Raw genomic sequence first — 24,134 nt, 5'->3', positions numbered from 1 at the left:
TTAATTCTCCTTGGCCAGGTAATGGAAAGACGTCACACGCTCGCGGGCCTTCTTGTAACGGTTAAATTTTTCAAACACACAAATCATTTGTCCACAGTTCGGGCCGGCATTAATCACCCAGAACTGATTAGTATTTTCATAAATCATGTAGAGCCCAAGTCCTGCTCCGTTTTTACCATCTAAAGGGGCCTTTTCTTTATAACCCCGTTTTATACTTGAGATGACTTTTTCACGTGAAGAAAAGCTCGTAGGACCTTTGACTGATAAAATAACAAAGTCAGAATTAGTGGCACATAAGAATTCAACTTCTTTATCTGGAGTCAGCAGGATCTCCTGCCCTCTTGTAAGAGGATTCCCTTCCCCACCTGAGTGGTAAAAGGCATTGGATAAAAGCTCTTCGCTGACTAGCTTCAAGACTTCTGGTTTTACCGCTTCTGAAAGATCGTCTGAGAAGATTGAGCTCATATCAGAAATGACATCTTTGATTTTTAAATTAGACATCAGATTCCACGATTTTGATTTAAAACTTGGATCTATATAGTCTTCTAAAATAAACTTATTTTTACTTTCTAGTTTTTCAACCAGTCGTACTTCATGGCCTAAATCAATCGTATTGTGCCCAATAAGATGATTAATTTTATTTTTTTCTAACAAATCAATATTTTCTTCATTTGTTAACTTCGAGATGACATAAGGGCCATTGCTTTCAATTTTTGCATTAGGGTCATCAACAACAAGTCTTTCTGATTCAAAACTTACACACACAAGAGTGATATCATCTTGAAGTGCTGCTTTTTTTCTATGCTCTCCGAAGTCCTCAAGGATAGATTTAATAAGCCCGCTAGACTCTCTCTTGCAGCCTTTTAAAATACTTTTAATAAAGTTTCTTTGTCCCCAAGCTTTACCATCAACTTCCATTTCAGTCAGACCGTCAGAGAACATAACGATTCTGTCACCTGGTGAGATCGCGAGAACCGACTCTTGATAAGTCGTCTCCATCTTCTCTCCCACTCTGGCACCGTTGTTACCAATTAATGGATCAATTCCTTCTTTAGTGTAATCGCCATCTGTTTTATGGATGAGAAATGGCGACATATGAGAAGCATTTGAGTAAGTGATCTGATTTTTAACTTCATCTATTTCAATAACAAAAGCGGTCATTAAAATTTCTGAATTCATTGAGCAGACAACTTTATTGAGTTTTTCCAGGACTCGCCCTGGAGAAACATAGTTTTTTTCTGCATCGATTTTAATAGTTGAGATACAGCTATGAGCGGCCGCTGTAATTAAGGCCGCGGGAACTCCATGTCCGGTAGCATCGCAGACAATAATACTAACCTTAGATCCTTGCTCGAAATACCCCCACCAGTCTCCACTACATTCTGAAGCTGGCATGTATCTTCCATCAAAACCAAAAGTTGATTTGAGTACGGCATGTTTTGGGAAAAAAGAATTCTGTACCAGTTGAGCGACTTTAAGCTCCCCTTCAATTCGCGCCTTCTCTTTCATTTCTTCCATGAACATGACAATCTTGTCTTTCATGTCGACGAATGAGTCTGTCAGGGCACCGATTTCATCGTTTCCTTCTGCCACCGGATTGACATTGAAATCCCCTTTAGAAAGAAGTGTTGTGGCCTCAAAAAGAGTCTGCACATTTCTCGTCATTCTCTTCGTAAAAAGAATCCCTGCAATCACTGCGATAGATAAAATTAGTAATCCAAAATAAAAAGATTTCTGAATTAATAAACTTGAGGCCATAAAAGCTTTGCTTTCTTCAATCTCAGTAATGGCAATCAGATCCATTCCTGGCACTTTAGAGAAAGCTCGGATAACAGAAATTCCATTATCATCAAACTTTTTTACACCTTGTTCGATATCGACAACTGTCGGGTCGTTTACGATCTTTTTAACGTCTGCCGGAAGGTTGATGTTGTTTAACTTAAAAAAGGTTTTCCCATTTGAGGTCAGGATATAAGTCCCGTAATTCAGGGTCTCATTCATCAGAGGCATTAATTTTTCATAAGAGATATGAATCGCACATTTTAAGTTCTGATTTAGAGACTTGATAATTGAAAAGTGAGATGGATAGTTTTTCACTGGAGAAATATCGATTTTTGTCGTTCCGATTGGCAGCGTTTTTAGAATACCTAAAACTCCAGTCCCCTCATTCAATACCAACTCATTCGGCCCATTGGTAAGTTCTTCAAGCTTTCTTGAATTCTTTGAACTTAAATAGTTTTCATTATTCACCAGGCACTCGACGCCCAGGACTTCGTCTCTCGTCTGAGTAATGTTCTCCATTTTTTTAGAGATACTATCGCCGTCAGTACTATCTTTTAGATTATTTAAAAATTGAACGTCTTCATTGATAAGCAGCTTGGTTCTTTCTGCTACTGAAATAGAATTTGTCAGTGTAATCGAGTAAACATCGGCGGCCTTATCGGCCTTAAAAATATTAAGAGCGTAAGATAAGTAAAACCCCATCGTCAGAAGGAGTAGCACAGAGATCGCCAAGACGAACTTGTACTTCAATGGAAATTTGACTTTTCTAATCAAGATTAATCTTCCTAGCAATTAAATTATGTAGCTTAATGTTACAATAAGTTACTAAAAACCAGAATAGTGGAAGAAATGAGACTTAAGTCTTTTGACAATTATCTTATTACCGCCATGAGTGCTCTTGCACTCCTGTGTCTCTACATGCTTTATGGTGCAAAACTGGTGAACTTTAACTCCGGAAGTGAGATAAAAGTTGCCTCAATAGTTGAACAATTAAAAACAGTAAAAAGAAAAAGAGACTTTTATCAAGGCTGGATGGACGTTAAGCCCGGTGATGGCCTCTCTCAAAACGATGAAATCTACACTCACGAGCAGTCTTCGGCCCATATTAAATTCACCAATGGTCCGGAGATCAGTTTATTCGAGAATTCTCTCCTAAGAATTAAGTCGGCCAAGCTTGGCAGTACCATCTCTCTTGATAAAGGGAATATGGTGGCCAAATTAAGCCCCGACTCTCCTAAACTTGATATTGAATTAAATGGAAAAAAATACTCTTTCAGTTCTCAGAATGCTGATATTCAAATTGAGCAGGGAAAAACTGAAAATAAGTTTCTACTCCTAAATGGGAAGGCTAAACTTGCTGATCAGGAGATTCTTCCCAATCAGGTTGTTATTCAGAATATTAAGACTGGTGACTTGAAGATTAAGGAAATTCCTTTTATTCCTAAGCTTCCTCTGAATAATCACACTCAGTACTACCTGAAAGAGGCTTCACTCAATTTCTCATGGATTTATACCAATCAGTCGGTTCCAGTAAAAATTGTGATTGCCCGCGATTCAAACTTTACTGAGATTGTTTCCGAAGAGAAAATTGAAAGTAACACTTATCAAATTTCGCTTACTCATCCTGGTACTTATTATTGGAAACTAACTTCATCAGATTTAATTGACGGGCCAATTAAGAGTTTTTCTTTAATTGAAGAAGTCGCCCCTGCCCTTAATGCTGATCAAACTGTCCTTTATCAAGGTCCAAAGCAGACTCCGAAAGTTTATTTAAACTGGTCGAAAAATAACGGGAAGAAGTATTTAGTAAAAATCGAAAGTCCCAATGGAAAATCAGAAGAAGTGACGATTGCTAAAACTAGTTATGAATTCACTCCTACTATTTTAGGGCAATACTCTCTTTCGGTTAAAGTCAGTGATGAAAATCGTCCACTTGCTCTATGGAGTGAACCCATCACTATTTCTTTAAATGAAGCCCGCGCGATCAATATCACAAGTGTCACTCCTGAAGTCATAGAGAAAGTTAATTATAATAATCAACCCGCGAGCTACCTTCTTTCGTGGAATGGGCCTATCGATGGTGTGAACTACAAAATTAAACTTATAAAAGATAATAAAGTCCTGGATATGGAAACAGAGCAGACTTCGATTCCTCTGAGTTTAAAAGATGCTGGTACTTATAGCTGGGAAGTTTTCGGGACAACAAACTCTGGCGTGAACTCCAATAAAATTACCGGTAAAATTATTATCAAGGCCCCACTACATCTCACACAACTACCTAGTGAAGGTGCGATTGTAGAATTAGAAAAACCTGATCAGTTGGTTGCTTTTAAGTGGGATAAAGTTGAAGAAGCTCTTCAATATCAATTTGAATTATCTGATGACCCTACTTTCAAAAAGATTATCGTTGCCCGTGACGTAGACGCGACTAATGTCTCTACTTCTCTAGCTGAGATTGGAAGGTACTACTGGCGAGTGAAAATCAAACGTGGGTCTAATATTGAATACTCTAATCCTGTGAGCGTAGAGATTAAACCGGCCCCTCCACTGGCAAGACCTGAGGTTTCTCCGGATATCAAAATTAAATTGAAATACTTAGAAGATAAATCGTCTTCGTTTAATCTGATTGATCTGTTTATTTCAAAGACGTACGCTGCTGATCAGGTTGCGGTTGCCGAGTGGGACTTGCCAGCGAACGCCAAGGCCAAGAGTTACATTGTAGAAATTTACAAAGACATAGATCTTAAAGATTTAATCATTAGAATTGAAACGGAAGTCCCCCATGTGACCTGGAAGAATGCGACTGCTGGAAAATTCTATTGGCGCGTTTCTTACACAGATTTCTGGGGAAGAAAAACTGAATTCTCCAGAGTTTCAGTGTTATCAACAGAGGATCAGGAAATTCTTAAAGCTCCTCCTATGGAAATCGAATTACAAAATCCGAAACATAGAGCTGACGTTTTAAAAGAAGAAGCTGATCAATTAATTTTAAACTGGGGAGCTATCCCTGAAGCTAAAACTTATCAGGTTTTAATTGCTCGTGATTTAGAATTTGAAAATATTATTTTCAAAAAGAACTCATCTCAGAATGAATTGAAGATTTCATGCAAAGAATTTGATAATCGTGCTGGTGAGTACTACTGGAAAATTATTTCAGGTGAAAGCACTTCTAAACGTCGTCAATTTTCAGTTGTCTGCGCTCCTCCTCCCCCACCTGTAAAAATTGAAGAACCGAAACCAGTTGTGATTGAAGAAATAAAACCAATTGAAACTATAAAAGAAGAAAAATTAAACGATCATTTTTTAAGACTTGGATTTTTTCCTCATCATATCGCCTACCAAAATAAGGCCAGCCAATATACGGCCAAGGTTGATGGTAATGCACTTAATAGCTGGTTTGTGACATACCAAAGACCACTGGACATGAAGTACTTCCAAATCATCTCTCCTACCTTATCTATTTCAAGAGGAAAGGTTTTTAAAGAGATTACTTTCATGGATATGGAATTGAGTTTAAAAGCAAAAAGAAAACAGACGAGTTTCTCATGGGGACCGGTTGCGGCCTTTGTGAAGAAGACTCTTTATGTTGAATCAAATCTAGCGATTGTTGATGAGAGTGTGACTTCTCCTCTATTGGGTCTTTTCATTCAAAAAGAAATCGATAGGGTTACACTGAATGCCGAAGTGAAAATGGGTACAATTCTCGACTACCACGCTGACATCCAATACCGTATGCAAAACAACTTTGCAGTCGGAGCGTTCTTTGATTCATCTTCGATAACGAAAGATAATAACAAACATACGTTCTCAAGGTACGGACTGAATTTAAATTATACTTTTGATTTTTTAGAAACTAAGTAATGAGCTAATCCTGCTATCCCAAGTCCAAGAATAAGATTCATTAAATTATTGAAAGGTTTTTCTTCATCGCCTAGAGCAACACTCGCGCATGAAACTCCACTGGCATATTGTCTATTAATTGCACTTGTTCCTGAAGTAATAGGTGTCGGTGTGAAAGACGTACTATAAGGAGCTGGACTGACAGTCGATCCTCCGATCATAGTGATAACTCCATCTCCATCATCTAAACGGATTCTTCCATCACCACCATTTCCACCATCGTACCCACCATCATTTGTTCCTTGAGTTCCGCCTAATGAGGTAATTGTTCCACTTGCAGAAACAATTAAGTTTCCTCCGGCCTGAAGCCAGATAGCTCCACCAGATCCGGCACCACCACCACCAGCAAATTGAGTTGCTGCAATTCCACCACCGTTTCCGCCTCGAGAAATAATCGATCCATCTACTGTAATATTTCCACCAGCGATAATATGAAGTGCGCCTCCGCCTCCACCACCACTGCTTCCACTTATATCGGACTGACCATTTTCTTGTCCGCCACCACCACCTGCTCCACCAGAACCTCCGGTAAAGCTTGTTTCAAAAGTGGCCTCATCACCATAAACAAATCCTTGAGCTCCACCGGATCCATTGCTGGTTCCGTTTCCACCCACATCTTCACCATCCACGGATAAAGTTATTCCTTGAGTTTTATAACTTCCACCACCACCGCCTCCTCCATAGGAGAAAAGCAAGTTTTGATCTACTTGCAAACCTTTTAATCCACCACCAGCGCCACTGCCATTAACTCCATCCAGATTTAATCCGGAAGCAGCTCCTCCAGAAAATCCTCCGGCACCTGCAACTCCACCAGCTTTCACCCCAGCAGTTGTATTTCCAGCAAGGCCATTATCCCCGCTTAAATCAACAGTCACACCGGCCACAACAGTAACATTGCCTTGAACTTTAATAACAAGAGCAGCTCCACCAGCACCTGCTTGTGAGCCTTTAAAGTCATCTAAATTTGCATCGATATTTAAAGATGAACATTGGTAGTATTTTTTTGCGGACGTAATTTGCGTTCCCGCACCACCAGTAATATTACAAACGCCATCAGAACCGTCTCCAGCATCGATAGCAAAAGCAGATTGAGAGATCAGAAGAGTGGCCAACAATAATTTCATGAATTAAATGTTATCACATTTCAGTGTCGGCCGAACTCTTAAAACTATTTTGCTTTAACAATTTTTACTTGAGTATAAACTTCATCTACTCCAAAAGAAATCGCAGCTCCAAACCCAACTGTCGCCATGGCCGTTGCACAACGGTGCTTAATAACAAATGTTGTAGGCTCAGTAATTGTCACGATTCCCATAATACGAGAAGGCTCCATTCCACCAGACACGTTATGACTTCTGGCATTCGATCCAATTAAAACCATCTCTCCTGTTGCTGAATTAACTAAAACTGCCTTATGCATTCCATCCAGATATGCAGGAGCATTTACTTCAACATCATATGTACCAGGAGTTAGTGTAATTTGATTTTGTGATAGTGATACAAAAGTTGCATCTCCACTCATTGTATTCAAGTCACGAATCTGCTCCCAACCTTTTGTAGGGTCACATGATCCACCATGCACACCACTTGGTTTTACATCTTTTATATAAACTATTTTTTGTGATTCAATAATCGAAGCAGGCAATCTTCCATTGGCACCGATCACTGGAATTTGTCCAACACCAACACCAGTATTAACCGCAATCACTCCACCGTTACCTTGGATTGTTCCACCAACGATTCCATTTCCTGCAGTTAAACTTACTACGCCTGCATCTCCGGCATCACCCTTATCACCTTTTGCACCAGCAGCTCCTGTTAAACCTGTTGCACCTCTTTCACCTTGTGCTCCAGCTAAACCTTGAGGTCCGTGTGCTCCTGTTAATCCTACTGGACCTTGCGGTCCTTGTGGTCCAGCTGCACCATCGTCTCCTTTATCACCTTTTAATCCAGCAGCACCTGCTGCTCCATTTGCTCCAGCGGGTCCCATTGGCCCGATTGCTCCTGCAGGACCAGCTGCTCCCGTTGCACCTGCTAATCCTTGTGGACCTTGAGGTCCAGTTGCTCCAACAGCTCCGGTTGCACCTGTTGCTCCCGTCGCCCCTTTTGCACCAGTAGCTCCAGTGGCACCTGTCGCTCCAACGGCCCCAGTTGCACCTGTTGCTCCAGTAGCACCAACAGCTCCGGTTGCACCCGTTGCTCCAGTCGTACCTTTTGCACCAGTGGCCCCAGTTGCGCCTGTCGCTCCTGTGTCACCTTTATCTCCCTTATCTCCTTTTGCTCCAGCAGCACCAACAGCTCCGGTTGCACCCATTGCTCCAGTCGCCCCTGTTGCACCTTTCGCTCCAGCTAAACCTGGCAGACCTTGTTCACCAGTATCTCCCTTCTCACCTTTTTCACCTTGTGGACCAGTTGCTCCACCAGACTGAGTAAGTTTTGAGGCCATCCAACCAGTTCCATCCCACATTAAAACATCCCCCGATGCTTGTCCGTCTGGAATGTAATCTGTTGGCGTCCACAACTCACCATCAAAGCGAAGGATCTGTCCTTTATCAGCTTCAAGTTGAGGAAGTGAAATTCCTTTTACATATGTTTCTAAAATTTTTACTGAAACGTACGCAGTTGCAGGAAATCCTTTTGTCTCTTTTAAATAGATTGAAACTTTTGAATCTACATTGATTTGATCTTTGGCGCGTGATCCATCATTACAAGAAACTAATGGGTAAGTGAAATTGAAGAATCTTCTATTAACTTTTGTTTCGTACTTACATTGAACGCTATCAAAAATTAAATAAACTTGAGAAGGCCCTTCTCTTAATAGGCCAGCGTTTACTTTTACTGAATCTGGAACTTGAAGAGCACCATGAAAACTTACACTTTTTGTCTCACCAGACTTCCCAGATAAACGCAGCCATTTATCTTCGCCACCGCTGTTACCATTATGCCAATTTTTAGGACTCATTATATAGTATGCATAATCGTTGTCCTTATCTTTAGCAGATACCGACATACATGCCGTTAGTAGAGTTAAAGTTAAGGCCGCTTTATAAGTTTTTGTTTTCATGCTCTTATTATATGGTCGAGTTTCCAACCTCGGATGAAGTCATTTTGTATTTTAAAAAAAATCAAAATTACCGTATGTTAGGAAGGCCAAATAAAACTGCTCGCGTGCCCATTTAATCCTTCTGGATACTGATATTTTGCTCAAATAATTGGCATTCACTAGAAATTAGTAGTTAGGAGAAGGTTTTCTAAAGCTCACGTAATCTACATGAATTGCTTAAGATTTCCTCATTAAGATCCATTCCATATTTCAGCAACATTAAGTTAGGCCTTATAATGGATATGTATGGAAGAGAACAAAGCGAACCTCATATTCGAACTGATAGATAAGTTTTTACACAATAAGCCTATTCTCCTTATCGACGATGAAGAAGAAATTAGGTCCCTGATGTCTAACTATCTTATAAAGTCACAAGTTGATGCCAAACGAATCATCACGGCATCTGATGGTAAAGAGGCCATCTCTAAAATCCAAAATCAGGAGTTTGGTTTGATCATCGTGGATATACTAATGCCACGAATGAATGGCCTGCAGCTCATTAAGGAACTAAAACAAAAAAAGAAATATCAAAACATTCCAGTGCTGATTATTTCAGGAAGTGTGGACGCTGATAATGTAAAGATTGCTGCGGCCATGGGAATTACCAATATTATTGTTAAACCATTTAGCTATAATATTTTTCTGGAAAAGATTAGTCGAACTCTTTGTGCCTAAATAGTGCCAGCAGACTTGTGGTAGCAATAGAGCGTTAAAACAGAAACGCATCGTTCATATTTTTGATCTATGCTCATTCAAAGTTTAATACCATCCTCAATTAATATTTATAAAATTAGACACTTAGATTTAGGTCTTTAATTTTATTTTGCATTGTATGTAACATTCACCACTCGGTGTACTTCTCAGAGGAGTAATGTTACTATGATGTCAGATCATCAAGTTTTACTTGGTAAAAAAGTAGAACAAGAATTAAAAAACTTACCACTTCAAATTATTATGAAGTTTAGAGGATGGATTGATTATGTTGAACTTCAAAACAATGAAATTCAGATTATAAAAGTTATAGAGGTTCACAAACATGACTACTAAATTGATAAAAGCATCAGAGTATTTTGATAAAAAATATGGTCCTTTGAGTCTTGGAGATTTTATTAAATCTTTGCGAGAAACAGAAGAAATCTCACAAACTGATTTCGCAGCAACACTTAAAATATCTAGAGCAAATCTGTGCGATATCGAAAAGAACAGAAAGCTCATTAGCCCTGAAAGAGCAGCTCGTTTTTCAAAGATACTGGAGTTTCCGGAGGAGTTTTTTGTAAAACTGGCCGTAGACGATCTACTTAGACAATCTAAGTTAAAATATCAGGTTGATTTGAAAGCATCTTAAAATTAAGGGTTCAGTTTTAAAAATTAAATAGCTATGCTAAAGTGAGAATTATGAGTAAATCAAGACGCGAAATCCCTATTCCTTCTCACCCTATTATTGAAACACATTTCCACCTGGATATGTTGAAGGCCGCAACTCGCGAAGAGATTGTCTCAAAAACTCATGCACACAATATCGAAAAGATGATGACGATTTCAACGAATCCTCAAAATCTTGATGAAGTCATCGCGATCACCGAAGCTTTCCCAAACATTTACTGCACACAGGGTTTACACCCTCACGAAGGTAAAGAGTGGAATGAAGAAGTGAAAGCTCATGTGATTAGAAACTTATCAAATCCAAAAAATAAAAAGATATTAGCTGTTGGTGAAATTGGTTTAGATTTTTATTACTCTAAATCTCCTCGCGAAGAACAGCTCCAAGCTTTTGAAGAACAACTTCAAATTGCCTGTGACTTCGATCTTCCGGTTGTTATTCACTCGCGTGATGCCGATGAAGATACGATAGCAGTACTTAAAAAGTTCTCTACGACACTAAAACGTAAAGGTGTTATTCACAGCTTTACTTCAGGGCTTGAACTTGCTCAGTTTGCAATAGATGAAGGATTTTATCTTGGTTTCAACGGGATCATCACTTTTAAAAATGCTGAGAACGTTCGCGATGCTTTAAGAATCACTCCGATGAATCGCATCCTTCTTGAAACAGACTCGCCTTTTTTAACACCAGATCCATACCGTGGTGTAGAAAACGCTCCTTACTTCCTGCCGTTTATTGCAGAGAAAATTGCTGAAGTAAAAAGCGTTCCGCTTGAAGAAGTACTCTCTAGTGCTTATCAAAACTCTATCGATTTATTTAAGTTCTAGCACCGATTTCTGAGTATGATTTAATACTTGAATCGTGAACACGTTTAAATAAATGTGAGCGTGTCAGTTCTCTATGAGATTTTAATCCCATCGCCCCCAGGATTTCCGAAACAACTTTGATTGTTTCATTGTGATAATTCTTCACTCTCAACGTTTTCGTTGGAACATGCAGTCCCTTACTCAAAGAAGGATTTTGTGTCGCAATTCCAGTCGGACAAGTATTGGTATTACACTTTAAAGCTTGAATGCATCCTAATGAAAGCAGCATTGATCTCGCTGAGTACACAACATCAGCACCAAGACACATTAAACGAATCACATCAAAGGCCGAAGAAATTTTTCCACTGGCCATAATTATGATCTGATCTTTAAGTCCAGATGAAATCAGCTTATCAGACACATAAACTAAAGCGTCTTTCCCTGGTGTCCCAATATTATTTGAGAACTCCAATGGAGCTGCACCTGTTCCACCTTCGGCGCAGTCAACAGCGATGAAGTCAGGATATAACTGAAGCTTCACCATGCTATTAACCAAGTCATCGAATTCAAAACTATGACCAAGACATAGTTTGATTCCGATAGGCTTGCCACCGCTTAAACATCTTAATCTGTGAATGAACATCATCATTGAATCCGGATCATTAAATGCCGTATGCCCCGGAGGAGAATTAACATCTTTATTCATCGGAACATTTCTAATTAGAGAAATCTCTTTCGTCACTTTAGAAGCTGGAAGCATTCCACCGTGTCCAGGTTTTGCACCTTGAGAAAGTTTAATTTCAATCATCTTCACTTCAGGTCTTAATGCATTTAATTTAAAATAATCGATATCGAAATTTCCGACTTCATCTCGACATCCAAAGTAACCTGTACCAATCTGCCAGATTAAATCTCCGCCATGCTCCAGGTGATATGGTGAAATCCCTCCCTCTCCTGTATTGTGTGCGAATTTTCCCATCTTCGCGCCACCGTTCAATGAAAGAATGGCGTTCTTTGATAAGGCCCCATAACTCATGGCCGAAATATTTAGAATTGAAGCTGAGTAAACTTGCTTGCAAAGATTGCTTCCAATATTCACTCTCATATCCATTGGATTCAAATGTGTCGGATACATTGAGTGTTTTACAAACTCATACCCTTCTTCATAAAAATTTTGTTGAGTTCCAAAAGGAATTGTATCAACTTGTTTTTTTGCTCTTTGATAAACTAGAGACCTCTGCTCTCTACTGAATGGTTTTCCATCTGTATTTGATTCAACAAAGTACTGATTAATTTCAGGTCTGATTTCTTCCAGTAAATAACGTAAATTCCCAAGCACCGGATAATTCTTTTTAATTGCATGAGAGTTTTGGAACAAATCTCTTAAACCCACTAAAGAAAGAGGCAATGCTAATACTAAAAACACCAGCCCAATGGGCATGTAAAAGTAAAAGATAAGAGAAGTGCAAATTACCAATACTAAGTAGAGGTAGAAAAAAACTTTCATTTTTTGTTTCCGAGGATAAAATTAAATTTATAAATGGGAATTGGGCGCTAGTGACTGGTGAATAAACCAGTCTTAACTATACTGTGATAGATTTTCTTGAAGAAATTTGGAAAACGACTGTGTTATGAAGAATCATGCGAACCATAATACCATATTAAACATTTAAAACAAATCCCCATTTTTTAGTACAACTTTTCACTAATTTACGCTCTCACCTAAATAAGTTTATGATGTACACTCTAAGTCAAATATCTGTTCTATTAAAAAAGGAGTTTTTATAAAAACGATTATTGCCATTTCGGCACTTGCTCTACTTGCAAGCTGTTCAATGTTTGCCCCAACACCTGTTCCCTCAAAACCATTAACATTCTCTGAAAAGAAAAACTGCTCATCACAGTCATACGCTTATATTACAAAAAGAGATGAAGCTCGTGAAAAGAAAGTGACCCTTTATGAGCACAACAAACTTCAAGAGAGAACTGTTGATTGGTATTTAACAAAAGAAGCTGATCTTCAAAGCTGCTATACAGAATTTATAAAAGCAGGGCGAACAGAAGAGTATCATGTATGTCTTGCGATCGGCGTGAGTTCAAAATCTAAAATTGATTTCGCTGAAGCCTCAGATGAAGTGAATAAACTTGATGCTGGATTAAAATCTTGTCTTGAGAAAAAGCTGAAGTCTTACGATGCAAAATCACTTAAAGCAAAATTTGGAAACAAATTCATCATGCCTTTAAGACTGCCTGCTAAGAAAGTTTAAAGACGATTTTTATTATCGTTGATCATGTCTGCTGGGCGGGCATGGTCACGATTCACATTCTTAAAATCAATTAACTGCACACCAAACTTATCCATATCACTCTCTTCCAATTCATACGACTCACCAGAATCATTGGATTGAAATTTATAAACTGTTTCGTTGTTGATTCTTTGGCGTTGAAGATCCATAGGCATTAGATCGTGGCTAGCTTTTTGTCCGATGAGTTTTGATGAAGACCCAGTAATAACGGCCACTCTCTTTGGAGATTTTCTAAAAGAACCTTTCTCATTAATAAGAATATATCCAGCAAGTATTAAAAAAAGAAATACACCGACATTAGCTAAGACTTTCATTTTTACCACCTGAAAATAAAAGGCCCACGAATTTCTTCGTGGGCCCATTTATTAAATCTTAATTTACTTGTTGTCCGAACTCAAGTTAAGCGTATTAACTCTTCGTTGCGGTCAACTATCCACCAATAGTAGCAATTAACGAAGCAATCAGAAGTGAAACAACCGACATAACTTTAATTAAAATCGCTACACCTGGACCAGATGTATCTTTGAACGGGTCACCAACAGTGTCACCAACGACAGCTGCTTTGTGAGTTTCAGATCCTTTCGGGTGACCTGGAAGACCACCTTTTTCGATGAACTTCTTAGCGTTATCCCATGCTCCACCAGCGTTGGCCATGAATAGAGACATAGTCGCACCAACAGCTAGAGATCCAGCAAGCATCCCTGTAAGAGCTTGAGGTCCCATCGCGAAACCAACAACAACTGGAGCAAGAATTGCGATCATCCCTGGAAGGATCATCTCTCTTAGAGCAGCTTTAGTTGCGATATCTACGATTTTTCCAGCTTCAGGTTCTGCTGTTCCTTCTCTTAGACCTTTAATTTCTTTGAACTGACGAGCGATTTCAACAACGATTGCCTGAGCAGCTTTACCTACTGCAGTCATTGTAGTTGCACCAACAAGCCATGGAAGAATTGATCCGATTAGAATACCAAGTAGAACTCCAGATGAAGTTAACTCAAGAGACATTTTTGCAAGACCTGCAGTTTCACGAACGTGGTTTACTTCCATTGTGAATGCAGAGAAAAGTGCAAGTACTGTAAGGATAGCTGAACCGATTGCGAATCCCTTTCCGATAGCTGCAGTAGTGTTACCTACAGCATCTAGTTCATCAGTGATATCACGAGTTGCTTTTCCAAGACCTGACATTTCAGAAATTCCACCAGCGTTGTCAGCGATCGGCCCGTAAGCATCAACAGTCATAACAACCGCTGTACCAGCAAGCATACCAACTGCAGAAAGTGCAATTCCGTATAGACCTAAATATTTATCAGCGATGAACGCTGCTGCTACTACTAATAACATTGGGATTGCAGTTGATTCCATACCAACAGCAAGACCACGAATTACACCTGTACCAGCTCCAGTCTTAGCTGCTTCTGCAGTTAAACGGATTGGCTTACCAGCTGTGTAGTACTCAGTGATTAGACCGATGAACATACCACCGAAAGCTCCGGCAGCAAGTGCAATAGTTACACCTTGAGAAATTCCGAACATTGGAACTAAAACGTATGAAGCGATAGTTAAAATGATTGGTGGAACGATAAGTGCGTTTCTTAGAACAGTTGCAGGAGTTGAATTCTTAAACATACGAGCAAGGAAGATTACTACGATTGAGATAACCATTCCAAGAGCTGATAGAAGAAGAGGAATTGTAACACCAGCAAGACGAGCTGCTACTTCATCAGTTCCAGTAATTAGACTAGCTAATCCTGAAGCTGGGATAGTAAGAGCGATTGCCATAGCAGCAACGATAGCCGCTACCATTGATTCATAAATATCAGCTCCCATACCTGCAACGTCACCAACGTTGTCACCAACGTTATCTGCGATTACACCTGGGTTTCTTGGATCATCTTCAGGAATGTTTTCTACAACTTTTCCAGCGATATCAGATCCAACGTCAGCAGCTTTAGTATAAATACCACCACCGATACGAGCAAATAGAGCGATTGATGAAGCACCAACTGCGAATGAGTGAAGAATCGTTGCAAGTGCAGCCGAGTCTCTATACATAACGTAGATTGATCCAAGTCCGATTAGACCTAGAGAAGCAACAGCAAGACCCATTACAGCTCCACCATCTAGTGCAACTAGAAGTGCAGCAGCTTTTGATCCAGTCGAAGCAGCTTGAGTTGTACGAACGTTTGCGTATGTAGCAGCTTTCATACCAGCGAATCCCGCTAGTAGAGAAAGGAATGCTCCAACTAAAAATGAAACAGCAGATACAGTTCCAAGACCGTACCAAAGAGCCGCTGCAACTACTACTGAGTAGACTGCAAGAACTTTGTACTCACGAACTAGGAAGGCCATTGACCCTTCACGTACGTAAGCTGCGATTCTTTCCATAGTTTCGTTTCCGCCCGGTTGTGCTTTTACACGAATGTAAAAAAAGACGGCGATGATTAAACCAATAACACCGATGTAAATCGGAGAATTGATTAGCGCTTCACTAAACATTGCTATACCCCATGTTTGAAATAAGTAATAAAATTCGAATACTTAGAAGTACCGTATGCGACGAAAATCGTCAAGAATTTCAAGGGGTTTTTGATAATCACGAGAAGGAAATCTTCTTACAGTTCTGTAACGTTTCGCCTTAAGTAGTTATTTTCCCAAAAGGTGCCAGCAGACTTGTGGTAGAGCACCTGCACAACCACAAGTCTGCTGGCACCTTCTGGCCGCACCTTCTGGCACCTCACTGTCAAAAATTTTAACACTTCCATTTCCGGCAAAGTAAAATTTACTCTTCAAACCTTTTAGGTCTCAAAATCTGCCATTATTAAAAATATATTTAATCTCATGCGTGACCCTGTTGTAACAGTAGGCCAATGGTTTTGAAGTTAATGCAGAAAATGGCCAGGCTACGCTAGTGATAACGGATAAAGATGTTCAAATAAAAAATTGTGTCTATAGCGAAATTCTTAAAGAGAATGAATAAATGAAAAAATTAATCCCACTTACACTATTAGTGCTTATGTCATGTGGTAAATCCACAGACAAGATTGACGTAGCAACACCTGTTGTAAAGGCCATAACAAAAACGACCTCGTCGTCGATCATTAATGGCACTCTCATAAAGGACGAAGACCTTGCTTCAAAGTCTACCGTCGCCCTTGTGGGTATGTTTAGTAGCCCCTTTTGTTCGGGAACTCTAGTTTCTGAAAATTTAGTACTCACTGCTGCTCATTGCGTTTCCAGATGGACAGAAAAATCTTTTTTTAAAAGCTCAAAACGCGTGACTGTTTTGTCTAATATTGGATTCAAATTGAACTCATCTGAGGATGTAACAAAACTAGAAATGGAAGCTGTCGAGCTCTACCCTATTAAAAAAGAAAAAGAACAATTTTATCATGATATCGCACTTGTAAAATTCAAAGGAGTGCTTCCAAAGGAATTTAAACCCGTAGCAATCCTTGCACCAGAGTATAAACTCGTGGGAAACAAAGATCTTATCCTGGCCGGTTTTGGACTTACCTCTAGTGATGAGAGTGATACTCCTACTTCATATCAAATCCGTATTCCTTACAAGGGATCTGATGGTGATATTCTTATCTTAAATCAACTCAATGGAAAAGAAGGTGCTTATCACGGTGACTCTGGAGGCCCTGCTTATTTAGAATCAAAAGATGAACTTCTTCTAGCTGGTTCAACGATTGGTGGATTAGATGGAGAATCTGAAGTTTATTATTCTAAAGTAAGCGCTTACAAACAGTTTATTCTAGATTCAGCAAAGAAGTTAAATGGAACTCTTCCGGTTTTTAAAAACCCTGAAGAATAAAGCATATTACCGAATGACGATGACAATTTAATAGCGACTTTTTAAGGAGTACAAATGAAAACAAAATTATTTTGCTTAGCTTTAATGGCAACTTTATCTTTCTCGGTTTCAGCTGGAACTTTTCTAAAACTGGAATCAGGTAATGCTTCTTGGACAGTAAATGTAAAAGACAAAAAAGGGACAGTTCAAATTTATACGAACTCTCAAGGATATAATGGTTCAGGATTAAACTCTAGTGAGCTACAAAGAATTACGTTTCTTCCTATGAGCTTTGGTCGTTCAGTCGATCTTCCAATGAAATTTGAACTTAGTGATGAGCGTTCTCAAGAAACAGTTGAAGCGTTTATCGTAACTTTAATGAAAACTGAGCTTACAGGATTGCCAGTAAAAGTCTTAGGTTCTGAAGTTGAATTCCAAAATGTTACTTGTCTGGAAACTGGTCTATTTAAAAAGCAGTTACAGTGTAGCTCTCCATACAAAGCGAAACTATCAGTTGAGTTTTCAAAATAATTTTTAAATTATCTTCGAGTATTATAAGAAGGCCTGCTATTATGCGGGCCTTTTTTACTCCCTTTTAAAACTACCCTAACTCCTCTATATTACGTTTTTAAGGCCCCACTATTCGTCTATTTTTTAGTCATTCCATTTCCCGCAAGTTACCTTTTTACAACTTCCCCCTACTCCATTCTTACCCATGCGATAATGAAGAAATCTAATTTTTGATGAGGAATGATTATGAAAAAAGTTTTAATCTTGATCGCACTTTCACTATCAACTTCGGCATTTGCTGATTCAGTTATCCAAGCTTGTTACGGAGCAGGATTTAACGGAAATTCACACTTACAAAAATGTTTAACATCAGGTGCAGAACCAGCAACAATCAGAGCTTGCTCACAAGTAGGATTTTCTGAAGCTAACTCACTAAACGAATGTATTAAATCAAAACAAAGTGTAGCAAGAATCAGATCATGTTCTTTATCTGGTATTGAAACTGCATCTGCTATGAATCGTTGTATTAAAAGAACAACTTTAAGATTTGAAGGATAAATCATAAAGGGGATGATCATGCAGAATTTTTTTATTTTATTATCTCTTACATTAACAACATCACTTTTTGCAGCCGATGTGAGTGTTGAAAAAGTCAGTGCATGCTCGTCAGCACAATTTCGAGATGCAATTTATTTCAATGAATGCATTAACAGCAGTGCTTCTGCCGAAAAAATTTCGGCCTGTGTTACTGTTGGTTACGCTCACGATGCAGACTTAAACCAATGTATTATTTTACCACGAGCAACCCCCAACAAAATTGCAGCTTGTTTGAGTGTTGGCTATAAAGATGTAAATAACTTTAACGAATGCCTGACAATCACTGCGGACCTTTTTAAAATTTCGGCCTGTGCAAGTTTAGGCATGGAAAGCGAAGAAGCTATCAATAAATGTATTAGGAAAATATAACTTTAAGGCCTTCTAATGAAGGCCTTCTCACTGGAAATAAATTTAATCTTATCTTCATTACCTTCTCCGGTCGAAACAACTATTTATCATTGAACAAATTTTAGTCATACAAGTAATCCTTACAAATTCACATGCACTTTTTTTTGCTCCTGACATAATCGAGTTTATGAAAACGTATTTAATCCTTTTACTACTCTTAATTATCTCGTGTGGAAAAGTTGCAACTGACAACAAAGGCACAACAACGTCTGCATTAAGGCCTGCGATTAGAGTCTCGTCAGAAGATACCGTTTTCCAATCGTCATTAGCTTTAACCAGCGCTTTTAATGACAATATTCACTGTTCTGCGATCCTCATTTCTGAAAACCTAGTGCTAACCGCTGCTCATTGCGTTTCTCAATGGACGTCAGATAAAGTCCTGCTTAAATCAAAAAGAACTGTGGATACCTTTACCAGCGTTTCTTTTGGAACTTATGAAAAAAATAAAACAGACTCTATTATGGCCTCGAGTGTAGTGGTCTATCCTACCAAGACAAAAGAGGAAGCCACTCTATATGATATTGCTCTTATTAAGCTTTCGAGAAAGGCACCAGTAGGCTTTCAAAGCGTAGCTATTCTAGATAGCAACTATGACATCAAAGAAAATACAGAATTGATTGTAGCGGGCCACGGAGAAATAAAACAACTTAAATCAAACTCATCTGCTACTGATCTAGGTAAAGCTGTCGGAACCATCTACAAAGCACGAGTTCCTTACCTGAGTCGCAATGAAACAATGTTTTTAACAATTAAAGATACTGGCTCATTTGGTGCTTATCACGGAGAAGCTGGAGGCTCAGTTTACTTGAAAAATAATAATGAACTTCTTCTTGTAGGTTCCGTTACCGGCCGTAGTGACGGTGAAACTCAGGCAATGAATACATACGTGAGTGCCTTTAAAAAATTCATTTTAGATTCTGCCAACCAGATGCATGCAACACCACCAATTTTTAAAATACCAAACGACTAAATAAGACAAAAAAAAGGCCCGCTTATTAAGCGGGCCTTTTTTTTACTTTAATAATTTTTCAGTTAAGATCTGCGACTGCTGATCTTTCAGCGAGGCCGGAGTGTTGTGAGGGTAAAGAATAAGAGCTCTCATCTTCCCTAGTCCTCTCTTCATTGATACGCGCTCAAGGTCTGCTTCTTTTACAGTTACAACTTCAGGCATATCGTAGAACGCTAAAGAATTTTCTGAAAGGTTAAGCTTCTGCCATTGTTCACCGTGGTTAGCTAAGAAGTCATCCCCTTTAGAGTCTGCTTCTAAGTGAGTTGTAGCTAATTTAATTCCAACTACACCATTCTTACCTTTAACAATTTTAGACAGGTCAGTTTCAACTACAGCTACGTTTGAGTGGTTGTAGAACATCATACCGCGAGCATCTACTAGAGCTGGGATATAGTTTTCCTGGAAACCTGGAGTTAGTTCATACTCTAAACGAATTTCTCTTGCCTTCTGAGCATCTAATAAAAGAGACATAGAAGTCGCAACACCAATACCTGCTACGTTGTTTGCCTGGATTCCGATAAGCTCCTGATCAGCGATTCCATCATTGTTAGAATCGATTTGTAGAGAGATATCACATGGCTGCCAGAACGTAATTGCATCGTAAAGTTTTACACCGATTTGAAGAACTTTTGTTGTTTGTCCTTTCTCAGTTTTTTCAATAATTCTGATACCAGCTGCTTCAAGGTCACAAGTTGTGTTTGACGACAGGTTGTTTGGATTTAAAATAGTTTTTCTTTCGTCTTGTCCCAGAAGGTTGAAGATAAGAGCGTCACCAGAACTCTTTCCAGAGTTTGTTAAAGTTAATTTAACTTCAGATCCAGCTGCATCAACTTTTGATACAGTTTGAGTAACTAAGTCAGAAGCTTTAATGTCACTTACTTTATTTAAAACAGCAAGGAATGGTAGAGAGATTTTTGATCCTGTCGTGCTTGTTAAGATAACAAACCCGTCAGCTTCAACGTTGTTTTGAGAAGCATCTGTACGAGCTAATGTGAAACTTACGTCGAAAGAAAGGATGCCTCTTGCTTTAACTTTAATAGCGCTCTGAAGAGAGGCCTTAATGTTTTTGCTTGAGATAACTGTTGTTGCGTATAGAACATCTTTATCTGATGTGTTTCTCAGAGTAATTCTTTTTGAAACTGTCTTCGTTGAAGCAACTGGTACTTCTCCTAAAGAAAGAGTCGCAGGAAGAGCTACAACTGGAGAAAGGTAAGCTTCTTCAACTTGAACACGTCCAGCACCTTGACGAGAAACCGGAACGTGAACTCCGTTTACCATTAAGATTTTAGCTGTGTTTAAGATACGAGCTTTTAACATTTGAACTGAATCATTTGGAAATGCCTGCTTCATAAGAGTCATAACACCAGCAAGGTGTGGACCTGACATTGAAGTACCTGACATTTGAACTGAGTGATTTCCTGTTCCAAAAGCAGCAGAGATAACATTTGATCCCGGGCCTGAGATTTCAGGTTTAATTAAAGAGTCCATTGTACGTGGACCACGAGATGAGAAAGCTGTGATTGTATCAATCAGGTCATTACGTTGAATAATTTTTCCAGTTGAAAAATTGAAAGAAACTTCTTTTTTAGCAAGTAGGGCCGCTTTCATTGCATTTCCCACTTCTCTTGAAATCATAACAGCTGGGAAATCATATTTTGCTTCTGCACCCATTGCAATTGGAGTCCCTTCAACATTGTTAACCATAACAACACCGACAGCTCCAAGTTCTTTAGCGACAATAAATTTTTGTTCGAAGTTAATTTCTCCACGGTCCATAAGAACGATTTGTCCTTTCGCCTGAGCTTTTACTTCTTCAGTAAGAACTGCAGCACCGTTACCGATAGCAACAACTCCACCTCTTACATTACTAGTAGCGGCAGGAATCGTTGTCTGCCCTTCGATTGTTTCAACAAGTTTTGATTCACCAGCGATTAAAGCTTCTACCGCTGCGAACTTAATGTTTTGGTCCATATCATCAATTGATGCTGCTACTGAAATAGCTTCATCAGCAGTTGCCGGAGCTCCTGTGATGTATGGGTTGTCACCAGAGTTACCAGCTGATGCAACAACAACTGTTCCTGCTTTCGTTAAGTTTTTGATGGCTTCAGTGTAAAGGATTTTTGGTTTACCAAATCCACCACCAAGAGAAAGGTTAACAACATCAAGTCTAGTTGATGGATCTGTCATTTCAGTCGGGTCAGCAGCGTATTCAAGGGCCGCGATAACAGCGATATCTGAAGTACTACCTTCTTTACCGAATACTTTTAAAGCGTATAGAGAAGCTTCTGGTGCCACACCTGAGTATGAAACAACTCCATCACCAATACCAGCAACAGAACCAGCTACGTGAGATCCGTGACCTGCTTCATCGATTGGGTTTGGATCGCGTTTAGGAATGTTGTTTTCTAAATCAGGATCTCCTGCAGAAAAATTTGTTCCTACGAAGTCCATACCACCAACAACTTTTTCGTTTGGAAAGTAGTCGTTTGCTTTATTAGGATTAATTGAATCGTAAATTTCTTTTTTACCAGCCCCACCTAACATGATGTGAGTGTAGTCGATACCTGTATCGATAATCCCTACTCTCATTTTCTGTCCAGAGATCCCACGCTTATGAAGTTTATCAGCACCGATGAAAGTAACTGAGTTTTTTTCATTAAGAGATGCTACCGCTGCTGCTACTTGTTTTTCAGTATCAACTGCTGCTGGTCTCATGAAGTTTGTGTTTTCTACAAGTCTGTTAACACCTTCGATGCCTTCGATCTTTGAAGCTACATCACTAGGCGCTGTAAACGCGATCGCGTTTAGAACTAACTTATATGTTTCGATAATTTTAATATCTGGTGAAATCTCTTTTAATTTAGCGATGACTTCTTCTTGCTCAGCTAAGATAGCTGCTTTTAAATCTTCATCGATCACTGCTTTACCATTAACAGTTTGAGCTTCAGCAAGTAGAGCTGGATGGCTTAACTGAACGATACCAATATATGTTGTAGCTGTTTGTTGGCGCATGCTGAAATATTTGCTTGCGATTACATCAAGTGAAGAAGATTGAGATGAATTCTTTGGTGCACATGAGCTGAGAAGTGCCAAAGACATGATAATTGCGACTGATAGTTTCATATAGTTCCTTTGCTTATGATTAGCGTGCCGGAACTATATATTATTTAAAATTCATGTCAAAAATTAATCAGCTATTTCTCTTCAAAGTGAAGATTTTTAAGTTTTGGCGCCCTAAATGATGTAAAAATGACCACAAGAAGGGTCATTGTGCCACCGAAAACGACTGATGGAACAACGCCCATAAGCTTCGCGGCCATCCCAGATTCAAACTCACCAATTTCATTGGAAGAACCAATAAACATAGAGTTAACTGCAAACACTTTCCCCTTCATGTCGGCCGGTACTAATGTCTGCATAATCGTTCCGCGGACAACAACAGAGATGTTATCGCAAGCACCACTCACAGCAAGAATGAAAACTGATAAGTAAAAATTCTTCGAGATACCGAAGATGATCATGCACACACCAAAACCAAACACAGCAAAGAGTAACTTCTTTCCAGTGTTTCTTACAGGTGGCCAGTAAACGTTCACAGCGGCCATGATAAATGAGCCCACACTTGGTGCTGCTTTTAAGAAGCCAAGCCCTTGAGGACCTACTGCTAGAATGTCTTGAGCGAATATAGGAAGAAGAGCAACAGCTCCACCGAATAAAACAGCGAAGAGATCAAGCGATAGTGCTCCTAAGAAAACTTGATTACTAAAAACATACTTAATCCCGCCTTTGATAGATGAAAGGATCGGAGCTTTCGCATCTTTTTTTGTTAAGTGTGGTTTAGGTGAAACAAAACTAAATGAGATGATTGCGAAGAAAATCAATACACTCATCACAAGATAAGCATCATAACCTATGGCCGCAAATAAAAATCCACTCGATCCAGCTCCAACCATAATAGCGATTTGCCATAATGTTGAGTTCCACGTTGTTGAATTTAAATAATGCTCTTTAGGAACGCATTCTGTGAGAATTGAAAATAGCGATGGCGAAAGTGTACCGCGTGCAAAACCAGTTAAGGCAATGACGATATAAAAAAGTGCAATCTGTTTATGTCCATCAGGCACTGTGTGAGTGATTGCATAAAGAGCAATTCCACTAAACATTAAAATTGTTAAGCAAGTAAGAGCGATTTTTTTTCTGTCGTAAATATCAGCGAAGTGACCCGCAAATAATGTTACTGAAAAATTAGGAAGAATTTCCACCAGACCAATCAGTCCCAGAGATAAAGGATCTTTAGTTATAGAGTAAACATGCCAGCCGACGATGACTCCCTGAAATTGCAGGGCCATAGCTAGGAGAATTCTGGTTGTTATGTAATATCGATAGTCTGGAAATTTGAGAGCAATATAAGGATCTTTAATTGCGGCCATATGAGTATTTCTGCTGTGTTAGCAGACTCCTATAAATTTTGGTACAATCTATATTAGTCTATGAGAATGCTCCAGTACATTTTTTAATAAGCTTTTCGAATCAGCC

General features: G+C 39.1%; 19 protein-coding genes. 11 read left to right on the top strand and 8 right to left on the bottom strand.

Annotation, left to right across the window (positions count from 1 at the left end):
• Nucleotides 1-2,556: a SpoIIE family protein phosphatase gene (locus SHI21_RS11660; RefSeq protein WP_323576762.1), complete on the bottom strand. Its 2,556-nt coding sequence runs from the start codon at nt 2,554-2,556 to the stop codon at nt 1-3.
• 75 nt (nt 2,557-2,631) lie between these two features.
• On the opposite strand from SHI21_RS11660, the gene SHI21_RS11655 reads away from it, so the two are divergent.
• Entirely contained in the window at nt 2,632-5,643 is a 3,012-nt protein-coding gene (locus tag SHI21_RS11655) for a hypothetical protein (protein ID WP_323576761.1), read from the top strand.
• Here SHI21_RS11655 and SHI21_RS11650 read toward each other — a convergent pair.
• Both SHI21_RS11650 and SHI21_RS11645 read right to left on the bottom strand, forming a co-directional pair.
• The gene (locus SHI21_RS11650) at nt 5,613-6,806 is read right to left on the bottom strand and encodes a hypothetical protein (protein WP_323576760.1); all 1,194 of its coding nucleotides are present in this window, start codon (nt 6,804-6,806) and stop codon (nt 5,613-5,615) included. The genes SHI21_RS11655 and SHI21_RS11650 overlap by 31 nt on opposite strands.
• A gap of 44 nt (nt 6,807-6,850) precedes the next feature.
• A complete protein-coding gene (locus SHI21_RS11645) occupies nt 6,851-8,746 on the bottom strand; it encodes a collagen-like protein (RefSeq protein WP_323576759.1) in 1,896 nt (631 codons plus the stop codon).
• 285 nt (nt 8,747-9,031) lie between these two features.
• Here SHI21_RS11645 and SHI21_RS11640 point away from each other — a divergent pair, with 285 nt between their 5' ends.
• The 4 genes from SHI21_RS11640 (at nt 9,032) to SHI21_RS11625 (ending at nt 10,993) form a co-directional block, all read left to right on the top strand.
• Complete coding sequence (locus tag SHI21_RS11640; protein WP_323576758.1) at nt 9,032-9,460, top strand: response regulator; 429 nt, start codon at nt 9,032-9,034, stop codon at nt 9,458-9,460.
• Nucleotides 9,461-9,664: 204 nt separating this feature from the next.
• On the top strand, nt 9,665-9,832 hold the full coding sequence (locus SHI21_RS11635; protein ID WP_323576757.1) for a hypothetical protein: 168 nt from the start codon (nt 9,665-9,667) through the stop codon (nt 9,830-9,832).
• The gene (locus tag SHI21_RS11630) at nt 9,822-10,130 is read left to right on the top strand and encodes a helix-turn-helix transcriptional regulator (protein ID WP_323576756.1); all 309 of its coding nucleotides are present in this window, start codon (nt 9,822-9,824) and stop codon (nt 10,128-10,130) included. Before SHI21_RS11635 ends, SHI21_RS11630 begins: the two co-directional genes overlap by 11 nt.
• Before the next feature lie 50 nt (nt 10,131-10,180).
• Nucleotides 10,181-10,993, top strand: coding sequence for a TatD family hydrolase (locus SHI21_RS11625; RefSeq protein WP_323576755.1), 813 nt, complete (start codon nt 10,181-10,183; stop codon nt 10,991-10,993).
• Here the strand turns inward: SHI21_RS11625 and SHI21_RS11620 are convergent.
• The gene (locus SHI21_RS11620) at nt 10,983-12,479 is read right to left on the bottom strand and encodes an FMN-binding glutamate synthase family protein (protein WP_323576754.1); all 1,497 of its coding nucleotides are present in this window, start codon (nt 12,477-12,479) and stop codon (nt 10,983-10,985) included. The two genes, SHI21_RS11625 and SHI21_RS11620, sit on opposite strands and share 11 nt — an antisense overlap.
• 328 nt (nt 12,480-12,807) lie before the next feature.
• On the opposite strand from SHI21_RS11620, the gene SHI21_RS11615 reads away from it, so the two are divergent.
• On the top strand, nt 12,808-13,239 hold the full coding sequence (locus tag SHI21_RS11615; RefSeq protein ID WP_323576753.1) for a hypothetical protein: 432 nt from the start codon (nt 12,808-12,810) through the stop codon (nt 13,237-13,239).
• Here SHI21_RS11615 and SHI21_RS11610 read toward each other — a convergent pair.
• A complete protein-coding gene (locus tag SHI21_RS11610; RefSeq protein WP_323576752.1) occupies nt 13,236-13,592 on the bottom strand; it encodes a hypothetical protein in 357 nt (118 codons plus the stop codon). The genes SHI21_RS11615 and SHI21_RS11610 overlap by 4 nt on opposite strands.
• A 115-nt stretch (nt 13,593-13,707) precedes the next feature.
• Nucleotides 13,708-15,774 carry a sodium-translocating pyrophosphatase gene (locus tag SHI21_RS11605; protein ID WP_323576751.1) on the bottom strand — a complete coding sequence of 689 codons (2,067 nt, stop codon included), beginning with the start codon at nt 15,772-15,774 and terminating at the stop codon, nt 13,708-13,710.
• A 481-nt stretch (nt 15,775-16,255) separates the two neighbouring features.
• On the opposite strand from SHI21_RS11605, the gene SHI21_RS11600 reads away from it, so the two are divergent.
• From SHI21_RS11600 to SHI21_RS11580, 5 genes are all read left to right on the top strand, one after another.
• Nucleotides 16,256-17,095 (top strand): S1 family peptidase, encoded by an 840-nt coding sequence (locus tag SHI21_RS11600; protein WP_323576750.1) that lies wholly within the window; start codon nt 16,256-16,258, stop codon nt 17,093-17,095.
• A 54-nt stretch (nt 17,096-17,149) separates the two neighbouring features.
• The gene (locus tag SHI21_RS11595; protein WP_323576749.1) at nt 17,150-17,605 is read left to right on the top strand and encodes a hypothetical protein; all 456 of its coding nucleotides are present in this window, start codon (nt 17,150-17,152) and stop codon (nt 17,603-17,605) included.
• A 225-nt stretch (nt 17,606-17,830) separates the two neighbouring features.
• Nucleotides 17,831-18,142 (top strand): hypothetical protein, encoded by a 312-nt coding sequence (locus SHI21_RS11590; protein ID WP_323576748.1) that lies wholly within the window; start codon nt 17,831-17,833, stop codon nt 18,140-18,142.
• Between the two features lie 18 nt (nt 18,143-18,160).
• Nucleotides 18,161-18,550 (top strand): hypothetical protein, encoded by a 390-nt coding sequence (locus SHI21_RS11585; RefSeq protein ID WP_323576747.1) that lies wholly within the window; start codon nt 18,161-18,163, stop codon nt 18,548-18,550.
• A gap of 166 nt (nt 18,551-18,716) precedes the next feature.
• Complete coding sequence (locus tag SHI21_RS11580) at nt 18,717-19,559, top strand: S1 family peptidase (protein ID WP_323576746.1); 843 nt, start codon at nt 18,717-18,719, stop codon at nt 19,557-19,559.
• A 42-nt stretch (nt 19,560-19,601) separates the two neighbouring features.
• On the opposite strand, the gene SHI21_RS11575 is transcribed toward SHI21_RS11580, so the two are convergent.
• The gene (locus SHI21_RS11575) at nt 19,602-22,721 is read right to left on the bottom strand and encodes a S8 family serine peptidase (RefSeq protein ID WP_323576745.1); all 3,120 of its coding nucleotides are present in this window, start codon (nt 22,719-22,721) and stop codon (nt 19,602-19,604) included.
• A gap of 71 nt (nt 22,722-22,792) precedes the next feature.
• Nucleotides 22,793-24,028 carry an MFS transporter gene (locus tag SHI21_RS11570; RefSeq protein ID WP_323576744.1) on the bottom strand — a complete coding sequence of 412 codons (1,236 nt, stop codon included), beginning with the start codon at nt 24,026-24,028 and terminating at the stop codon, nt 22,793-22,795.
• Nucleotides 24,029-24,134: the final 106 nt, after the last annotated feature.

Origin of the sequence: Bacteriovorax sp. PP10 (assembly GCF_035013165.1) — a bacterium.
Taxonomy (GTDB): Bacteria; Bdellovibrionota; Bacteriovoracia; order Bacteriovoracales; family Bacteriovoracaceae; genus Bacteriovorax; species Bacteriovorax antarcticus.
The sequence above is the reverse complement of the archived record's forward strand: the minus strand, read 5'-3'. Positions and strand labels throughout refer to the sequence as shown.